The organism is Microbulbifer aestuariivivens (genome assembly GCF_039545115.1).
Classification (GTDB): domain Bacteria; phylum Pseudomonadota; class Gammaproteobacteria; order Pseudomonadales; family Cellvibrionaceae; genus Microbulbifer; species Microbulbifer aestuariivivens.
This window is the reverse complement of the sequence record NZ_BAABRT010000003.1, coordinates 218,964-227,362: the sequence shown is the minus strand read 5'-3', so window position 1 is coordinate 227,362 and position 8,399 is coordinate 218,964. Positions and strand designations below refer to the sequence as shown.

The 8,399-nt window shown below is 59.5% G+C and carries 8 protein-coding genes; 6 read left to right on the top strand and 2 right to left on the bottom strand.

Features of this window, described 5'->3' with window-relative positions:
• Positions 1-192: IS3 family transposase (locus ABEA58_RS03270; RefSeq protein WP_345548797.1), on the top strand; the 192-nt coding region annotated here is incomplete at its 5' end.
• A gap of 584 nt (positions 193-776) precedes the next feature.
• Here ABEA58_RS03270 and ABEA58_RS03265 read toward each other — a convergent pair.
• On the bottom strand, positions 777-1,049 hold the full coding sequence (locus tag ABEA58_RS03265) for a high-potential iron-sulfur protein (RefSeq protein ID WP_345548795.1): 273 nt from the start codon (positions 1,047-1,049) through the stop codon (positions 777-779).
• 619 nt (positions 1,050-1,668) lie between these two features.
• On the opposite strand from ABEA58_RS03265, the gene ABEA58_RS03260 reads away from it, so the two are divergent.
• On the top strand, positions 1,669-3,162 hold the full coding sequence (locus ABEA58_RS03260) for a SulP family inorganic anion transporter (RefSeq protein WP_425563508.1): 1,494 nt from the start codon (positions 1,669-1,671) through the stop codon (positions 3,160-3,162).
• Positions 3,162-4,058: a universal stress protein gene (locus ABEA58_RS03255; RefSeq protein WP_345548793.1), complete on the top strand. Its 897-nt coding sequence runs from the start codon at positions 3,162-3,164 to the stop codon at positions 4,056-4,058. Before ABEA58_RS03260 ends, ABEA58_RS03255 begins: the two co-directional genes overlap by 1 nt.
• A 151-nt stretch (positions 4,059-4,209) precedes the next feature.
• Here ABEA58_RS03255 and ABEA58_RS03250 read toward each other — a convergent pair whose 3' ends face one another.
• Positions 4,210-4,632, bottom strand: coding sequence for an acyl-CoA thioesterase (locus ABEA58_RS03250; RefSeq protein WP_345548791.1), 423 nt, complete (start codon positions 4,630-4,632; stop codon positions 4,210-4,212).
• 462 nt (positions 4,633-5,094) lie between these two features.
• Here ABEA58_RS03250 and fabV point away from each other — a divergent pair, with 462 nt between their 5' ends.
• The 3 genes from fabV to ABEA58_RS03235 all read left to right on the top strand — a co-directional run bounded on the left by fabV (position 5,095) and on the right by ABEA58_RS03235 (position 8,122).
• Positions 5,095-6,273, top strand: coding sequence for an enoyl-ACP reductase FabV (gene fabV / locus ABEA58_RS03245; RefSeq protein WP_345548789.1), 1,179 nt, complete (start codon positions 5,095-5,097; stop codon positions 6,271-6,273).
• 392 nt (positions 6,274-6,665) lie between these two features.
• Positions 6,666-7,709 (top strand): NADP(H)-dependent aldo-keto reductase, encoded by a 1,044-nt coding sequence (locus tag ABEA58_RS03240; RefSeq protein WP_345548787.1) that lies wholly within the window; start codon positions 6,666-6,668, stop codon positions 7,707-7,709.
• 179 nt (positions 7,710-7,888) lie between these two features.
• Positions 7,889-8,122 carry a DUF2789 domain-containing protein gene (locus ABEA58_RS03235; protein WP_345548786.1) on the top strand — a complete coding sequence of 78 codons (234 nt, stop codon included), beginning with the start codon at positions 7,889-7,891 and terminating at the stop codon, positions 8,120-8,122.
• The last annotated feature ends 277 nt before the right edge of the window (positions 8,123-8,399 follow it).

Genomic DNA, 8,399 nt, shown 5'->3' with positions numbered 1-8,399 from the left:
GCATGTGAAGGATTCTTCGGCATGATGAAACGGGAAGTGATCAACCGCCGCCGATACCGAACGTTAAATGAAGCAAGAGCAGACGTATTTAATTACATCGAACGATTCCACAACCCGAGAAGGCGGCGTAAAGTGGCCGCTCAAGATCGAAAATTTACAGCCGTTTTAAAACCGTCCGTAGAAACGGGGTAGAACCCGCTGATCTAGTGTCTGTCTACAAAAGGAAGACCTCTAAATACTACTACTGCGAGATCTCTATCAATGGAAGGAAGGTGATCCGCAGTACCAAGACCAGCACGAAAAGCCTCGCATTGCGCTTTGAAAGCCAGCTCCGGGAGACCCTCTATCGGCAACAGGTACTAGGTGATCAACCAGCGATCAGTCTATCAGGGGCTATTGAGAACTTCTGCAAAGCCAAGCAAGGTGCAATTAGTCAACGCAACCTAAAAGCCCAAATACAGACTCTTATGGCTCAGTTGTCACGTGTTTACCCGTTGAGTGGTGATCTTCATAGCCTTAACGGCGGTCACTTGGCGCAGTTGGTGGCCCTAAGGCGTCAAGATGGCGGAATATTGGGGTCAGAGTAGAATTTTGACAGCTACTTCATGCATCGCGATGTTTCAGCGCTTTTCTTATGCATGGTTCTTCACTTGCCGGCGAGGGGAAGACCGCTGGCCATCCTAACGGATGCGCCGACTGCGCTGGTCTAAAGGTGGGCTCCTGTCGGTTTTGGGCGGCGGGCGCTTTACCGACACCCGCTGGTCAGGTGTTGCGGCTCAGGACATTTTCTTCACATACAGGCTGCACCAGCCTTCGGGACTGATTTTCCCTTCCACCACCTGGCAGGCATCGGGGTCCGTCCAGAATTGGCAGTCCACGCACTTCTGGCCGTTCTTGGGAGTATCCTGGTACTGCACCGCCGCCTGGCTGGCCTTGCCCTGGGCGCGGGCCTTGTGTTCGGGCAACATCACTGCGGGTATCAGTACCGCCGAACAGCCCATCAGGCGCAGGAACTTGCGCCGCTCGATACCGGGTTTTGAATCGCTCATGTCTCGGCTCCTAATGTGAGGCGATGAATTGCACAACGGTATGCCGGCAGATAAAGGTATGCCGGGTTGGCTAGACCGTTAGCAAAAGTCTAGTAGCCAGGCATTGTTTTTTCCGGCGGTCACGCCCTGCCGGTAAACGCAATAAATAGCATTCTCAGTTACGCACCGGCTTGGTTGCTGTGGGCTTTGCCAGCTTCACCGCGGCGCTGTCCCTGAGGCATCTCTGGGCATTCTGCCCAATAACCATGACTGAATCGCCGCGCCGGGTAACCCGCAATGGGCTGTAGTGCCGCCCTTGGCAGAGGTGCCCGCGCGGCTATGCGCGGTTATGTGTGCAGTGCTTTTGGTTTGGGTTTTGCTTGGGGCATGGGTCTGACAGGGAGGGCGCTGGGCAGATATTGAATAGGGTTTTCTGTCTTTGAGCGGTGTTTGCGGCTGAATGATTTCCTGGGTGTCCGCAGGGGTTGGCATAGGAGGGGCAGGCCGGTTTTCAGGGCGCTTTGTGCGGCCATAGGGCAAATGCGCAGCGGCTGCGTTCTTTATGGAGGGCGGGCCCCGTGTTAGAGTGCGCGCCATTTTTTGCTCAATTGTTGTTCACCCGCACGGGACTCCCTTTTCTATGCTGCTGTCTTCGACGAAAGCCGACTGGTTCGGCAATATCCGCCGCGATGTGCTGGCGGGCCTTGTGGTCGCCCTGGCGCTGATCCCCGAGGCCATCGCCTTTTCCATTATTGCCGGTGTCGACCCCCGGGTCGGCCTTTACGCCTCTTTCTGTATTGCGGTGGTGATCGCCTTTGTGGGCGGCCGCCCGGGTATGATTTCCGCGGCCACCGGGGCCATGGCGCTGCTGATGGTGACGCTGGTGAAGGAGCACGGCCTGGAGTACCTGCTGGCGGCTACGCTGCTCACCGGTGTGCTGCAGATCATCGCCGGTTACCTGAAGCTCGGCAGCCTGATGAGCTTTGTTTCCCGGGCGGTGGTGACGGGATTCGTAAATGCGCTGGCGATCCTGATTTTTATGGCGCAGATGCCCGAGCTGATCGGCGCCGGCTGGCAGGTTTACGCCATGGCGGCGGCGGGCCTCGGCATTATTTACCTGTTCCCGTATGTGCCGGTGGTGGGCAAGGTCATCCCCTCGCCGCTGGTGTGTATTCTCACACTGACCGCTGTGGCGGTGACCATGGGGATCGATATCCGCACCGTCGGCGATATGGGCGATCTGCCGGATACCCTGCCGATTTTCCTGTGGCCGGAGGTGCCGCTGAATTTCGAGACCCTGCAGATTATCTTCCCCTATTCCGCCGCGCTGGCGGTGGTGGGCCTGCTGGAATCCCTGATGACGGCCACCATCGTCGACGACCTGACCGATACCACCAGCGACAAGAACCGCGAGTGCAAGGGCCAGGGCATTGCCAACCTGGCAGCCGGCAGCATGGGTGGCATGGCCGGCTGCGCCATGATCGGGCAGTCGGTAATCAACGTGAAATCCGGCGGCCGGGGACGGCTTTCCACCCTGGTGGCCGGTGTCGGTCTGCTGACGCTGGTGGTGTTCCTCAGTGACTGGGTGGCGGTTATCCCCATGGCTGCGCTGGTGGCGGTGATGATCATGGTCTCCATCGGCACCTTTAACTGGGATTCCGTGCGCAACCTGAAGCGTCACCCGCTGTCCACCAATATCGTCATGGTGGCCACGGTGGTTGTGGTAGTGTGGACGCACAACCTGGCCTATGGTGTATTGGTTGGGGTTTTGCTGGCGTCCCTGTTTTTCGCCAATAAGGTTAGCCACTTTATGTATGTGGCCTCGGAACTGGACGAGCAGAGCAGCTGCCGCACCTATCGCGTAGTCGGGCAGGTGTTTTTCAATTCCGCGGACAAATTCGTCGAGGCGTTCGATTTCAAGGAAGTGGTGGATAAGGTGGTTATCGACCTCAGCCGCGCGCACTTCTGGGATGTGTCGGCGGTCTATGCGCTGGATAAGTCGGTGGTGAAGTTCCGCCGCGAGGGCGCTGAAGTGGAGCTGGTGGGCCTGAACGAGGCCAGTGAAACCATCGTTGACCGCTTTGGCGTGCACGACAAGCCGGAAGAGATTGAGAGAGTCCTCGGAGGACATTGATGAGCGTTGCAGACAATAACAATAACGCCTACAGCGTAAATGGCGCTGAGCCGGTGGTGCTGACCTGTGTCGATGGCTCCCGCTTTACCGCCGCGGTCTGTGACTACGCGGCTTGGATCGCCGGGCGCACCGGCGCGCCGCTGAAACTGCTGCACAATATCGAGCGCAGCAATGTGCCCGCGGTGGCGGACCTGAGCGGCAGCATCGGTTTCGGCAGCCAGGAGGAATTGCTGGAGGAACTGACCGCGCTGGAGCAGCAGCGCGCGCAGCTGCTGGTACAGCAGGGCAAGCTGATGCTGCAGGCCGCCTGCGAGCGTGTGGCCCAGGCGGGTGTCGAGCGGGTCGAGGCCTGCCAGCGTCACGACAGCCTGCCGGAGTCCCTGGTTGAGCTGGAGGATCATATCCGCGTGCTGGTGCTGGGGATTCGCGGCGAGGAGCACGGCGAGGAAAAACAGGGTCTGGGTTCCCAGCTGGAAACCGTGGTGCGTTCACTGCACCGGCCGATCCTGGTGGTGAATCAGGCGTTTACCCGTCCGCAGCGCATGATGCTGGCCTACGATGGCAGCGAGGCCGCCGGCAAGGCATTGCGTATGGTGGCGGATAGCGCGGCGTTTCGCGATGTCAGCTGCCATCTGGTGTTTGTGGGGGACGGTGAAAAAGCGGAAACCCTGCTGGCCGAGGGCAGTGAGGAACTGGAAGCCGCCGGCCTCAGCGTGACCGCCAACCGTCTCAGCGGCAAGACCGTGGAGGCACTGATCGAGTACCAGCGCGAACACGCCATCGACCTCACCGTGATGGGTGCCTATAGCCACAACCGTCTGCGCGACCTGCTGATGGGCAGCATCACCGCCAAAATGCTGCTGAATACCGAAAAGCCGTTGCTGTTGCTCCGCTGAACCGAACACCGGCCTATGCCGACTTACTCGTAATTCACTCTTCAATAACAAAGCCGGGCGCAGGGCCCGGCTTTGTTATTCACGGTTATTTATTCTGGAGTCAGTCATTCCGCTCCTGCGCTGACAGCGTTTTCGCGCGATCAGTGGCCGCTCACCCGGCCAGCTGCTGTGTGCCGATGGCGCTGTCCATTGCCTCGCGCGCCTGGGCCGGGGTCATGCCCGCTTTCTTGTGCGGTGTCGGCTTGCCCTCCAGGTCCAGTGCCACAAACACGATGCGCTCAACCTGCAGGATCAATTCGCGAGTCTGCTTGTTGCGCACCTCGCAGTGGACGGTCAGGGAAGTGCGGCCGATGTCCACCACCTCAAAGCCGAACTCCACCACATCGCCACAGAAGGCCGAGCTGACGAAGTCGATTTCCGACATCAGCTTGGTGACCACCATCGGGGTACCCATCTGGCAGCCGGCAAAGATCGCGGCCTCCTCGTCGATCCAGGCCAGCAACTGGCCGCCGAACAGGCGCTGGGCCGGGTTCAGGTCTGCGGGCTTAACGAAATGTCGCGAGTAGTATTTCATGGGTACCTCACTGCTTCTTGCATGATGGGATAAGAGGGGCGGAACCGCGGTCCGTTGCGGTAGCGGTCAGGATTGCAGCGTATCGGCAATACACCGCGCGCAGTGGTAATTGCACTATTTGTGCCACTTACGCGCCCCCCTGTAGCGGGCATTTCTTTTCGGTGAACGCTCGGGCGTGACTGGTTTGCGCACCATAGTCGCGCTCGCTGCCCCGGCCCGGGGCATTCCCGCGCACTGAGCTTGGCCGCTTTGGCCGGGGCCACGGATATTCTGGACAGCGCAAATCGCCGCCGCAGCCTGTGCCTCTGGACTGGCCGGCAATCCCCCGTAGAATGGGCAGCCAGCTGTGACCGGGCCGCCACAAAGGTGACCGGACCGGCTACCGAACAATCGCGGTGTATGCACGGCCCAGCGGGCTTGCACGCACCCAGCATCCCCAATGACGAAGGGAAGGAATTCGGCATGATTATTCAGCCAAAAGTGCGCGGTTTTATCTGCACCAACGCCCATCCGCAGGGCTGTGCCGCCAACGTGCGCGAGCAGATCGATTTCATCAAGGCGCAGCCAGCGATCGAAGGCGGCCCCAAGAACGTGCTGGTGGTGGGTGCCTCAACCGGCTACGGCCTGGCCTCCCGTATCACCGCCGCTTTTGGCAGCGGCGCCAATACCCTGGGCGTGTTTTTCGAGAAGCCGCCGACGGAAAAGCGCACCGCATCCGCCGGTTATTACAATTCCGCCGCTTTCGAAGAGGAGGCGCACAAGGCCGGCCTGTATGCCAAGAGCATTAATGGCGATGCTTTCTCCGATGCGGTGAAGGCTCAGGCTATCGATATGATCAAGAGCGACCTGGGCAAGGTGGATCTGGTGATCTACAGCCTCGCCTCCCCGCGCCGCACGGACCCCAAGACCGGTGAGCTGCACTCCTCCGTGTTGAAGCCCATCGGCAAGTCTTACACCGCTCGCAACCTCAATACCGACAAGCTGGAAATTTCCGATATCACTCTGGAGCCGGCGAGCGAGGAGGAAATCGCGGCAACGATTAAGGTGATGGGCGGTGAGGACTGGGAGCTGTGGATGCAGGCCCTTGGCGACGCCGGCGTATTGAGCGACGACTGCAAGACGGTGGCTTACACCTATATCGGCGAGCAGCTGACCTGGCCAATTTACGGCCATGCCACCATCGGCAAGGCGAAAGAGGACCTCGACCGCGCGGCCAGCGAAATCACCGCCAGCGGTCAGGCGGATGCCCATGTTGCGGTGCTGAAGGCGCTGGTTACCCAGTCCAGTTCCGCCATTCCGGTGATGCCGCTGTATATTTCCCTTGTTTACAAAGTGATGAAGGAAGAGGGCACTCACGAGGGCTGTATCGAGCAGCTGTACCGCCTGTACACCGAGGGTCTCTACACCGGCACCCCGCGCCTGGACAGTGACAACCGCTACCGCATGGACGACAAGGAGCTGCGCCCAGAGACTCAGGCCAAGATTGAGAAACTGTGGCCGGAAGTGACCGAGGAGAATCTGTTCGAGCTGACCGACTACAAAGGCTACCAGGCGGACTTCCTGAAGCTGTTCGGATTCGGCGTCGAAGGGGTCGACTACGCAGCGGAGACCAGCCCGCTGGTTGAGGCGGACTTCCAGTAAGCCCGGGCGGTATCTGGCGGAGCGGCGTTGGCCGCTCCTTTACTTTCCTATCCTCTTCCCTCTTCCCTCTTCCCTCTTCCCTCTTCCCTATTGCCTATTGCCGCCTTCCTCACGGCACCCCATCCCATCGCCTTGCGACTTGTTAACGGATTTTTTCTGCTCTTCAGCTTTTCTGTAGTGCTTTCCTTTGCTTGCGCATTCCTGGTTTTGTATTTTGCGCGTTTCCGCTATTCAGCTATTTAGCGCTTCAGGCCCGGCCCGGTTTTTCTCGGGTTTTTCTTATCTTCTGCGGGGGGAGTGATCTCTGGCGCACCCCGAGGAAGGGGCGCTTCTAAAACTCTTCGCCCGTATCCTGCATAATGCCCGCCTATTCGTATAACAGGAGGCAATTCATGGAATACCGCAAGCTTGGCACCACCGGTCTGGATGTGAGTGTGATCTGCCTCGGCACCATGACCTATGGCGAGCAGAATACGCAAGCCGATGCGTTTGAGCAGCTGGATTACGCCCTGGATCAGGGAGTGAATTTTATCGACTGTGCCGAGATGTACCCGGTCCCGCCCCGTGCGGAAACCCAGGGGCGGACGGAAGAATATATCGGTAACTGGCAGGCAGCGCGGGGCAATCGCGACCGCTTTATCCTCGCCACCAAGGTGACCGGGCGCGGCGCGGGCAACTCCGGGGTTGCCCATGTTCGCGGCGGACCGCGCCTGAATCGCGAGCAGATTTTCGCCGCCTGCGAGGCTTCGCTGCAGCGACTGCGCACCGACTATATCGATCTTTACCAGGTGCACTGGCCAGAGCGGCAGACCAACTTCTTTGGCAAGCTGGGCTATCAGCACGGCGGTGACGACGGTATCGCCATTGCGGAAACCCTCGATGCGCTGGAATCACTGGTCAAGGCCGGCAAGGTGCGACACATCGGTATTTCCAATGAGACCCCCTGGGGCATGATGGAATATCTGCGTCTGTCGGCAACCCAGGGCAAGCCGCGTATTGCCAGCATCCAGAACCCCTTTAATCTGCTGAACCGCACTTTTGAAGTGGGCTGTGCGGAAATGGCGATCCGCGAGCAGTGCGGCCTGCTGGCTTATTCGCCGCTGGCCTTCGGGGCGCTGTCGGGCAAGTATCTCGGCGGGCAGAAACCCGCGGGTGCGCGCCTGACCCTGTTTGAGCGTTTCCAGCGTTATGCCGGGCCCAGGGTTGAAGCGGCGACGGCGGAATATGTGCGTCTGGCGCGCGAGGCCGGTCTCGACCCCGCGCAAATGGCGCTGGCGTTCGTCAACCAGCAGCCGTTTGTGACCGCAAATATCATTGGCGCCACCACCATGGAGCAGCTCAAGAGCGATATTGCCAGCATCAACGTCAAGCTGGATCAGGCGGTTATCGAGGGAATCGAGGCTATCCACAACCAGAACCCGAATCCGGCGCCCTGAGATAACCGGCTGCCCGGTCGCGATTGAGGTTGGGGTTGTGATTGAGGCAGTTGGGCGCTGCTGTCTGGCGGTGCCGTTTCCTATACTGCTCTGGTAAAGGCGGAAACACGCCTGAAACAATCCTGAGATAGCCTTGAGACAAGCCAAGGTACCTTTTGCAACCGTCAGCTGGAGTCGCAATGGACACTTCAACCCATCACAATCTGAATGACCTTTTTGCTCAGCTGGGTCTCGCTTCCGAGAATGCCGCCATCGACGAATTCGTCGCCGTTCATCACCTGGCCGATGACGAGAAGCTCGCCCAGGCGACTTTTTGGTCCGACGGGCAGCGGGAGTTTCTTAAAGAAGCGATTCAGGAGGATTCGGACTGGTGTGCGGTGGTGGACGAGCTGGATACGCTTTTGCGCCACTGAGCCCAGGGGCGGCCAGCCAAACGTGTTGAACGGCTGCGCCTCTTGGCCCTTCTGACAGTTGACAGTTTGGGTGGCGGGGCGGATCCAAAGCTTGGGCGGGCCGCCGGCGAAAACGAGCCTGCCGCCTTCTGATCGGCGGGCCTTATTAGCTGGCCTTATTCGTCGGTCCCTGGTAGCAGGCTCCTTATCACCCGGTTCTTTAGCCCCCGGCCCTTTAGCACCCGGTTCTTTACTACCCAGTTCATTAGCGCCCGGCTCATTAGTACCCGCCTCCTAG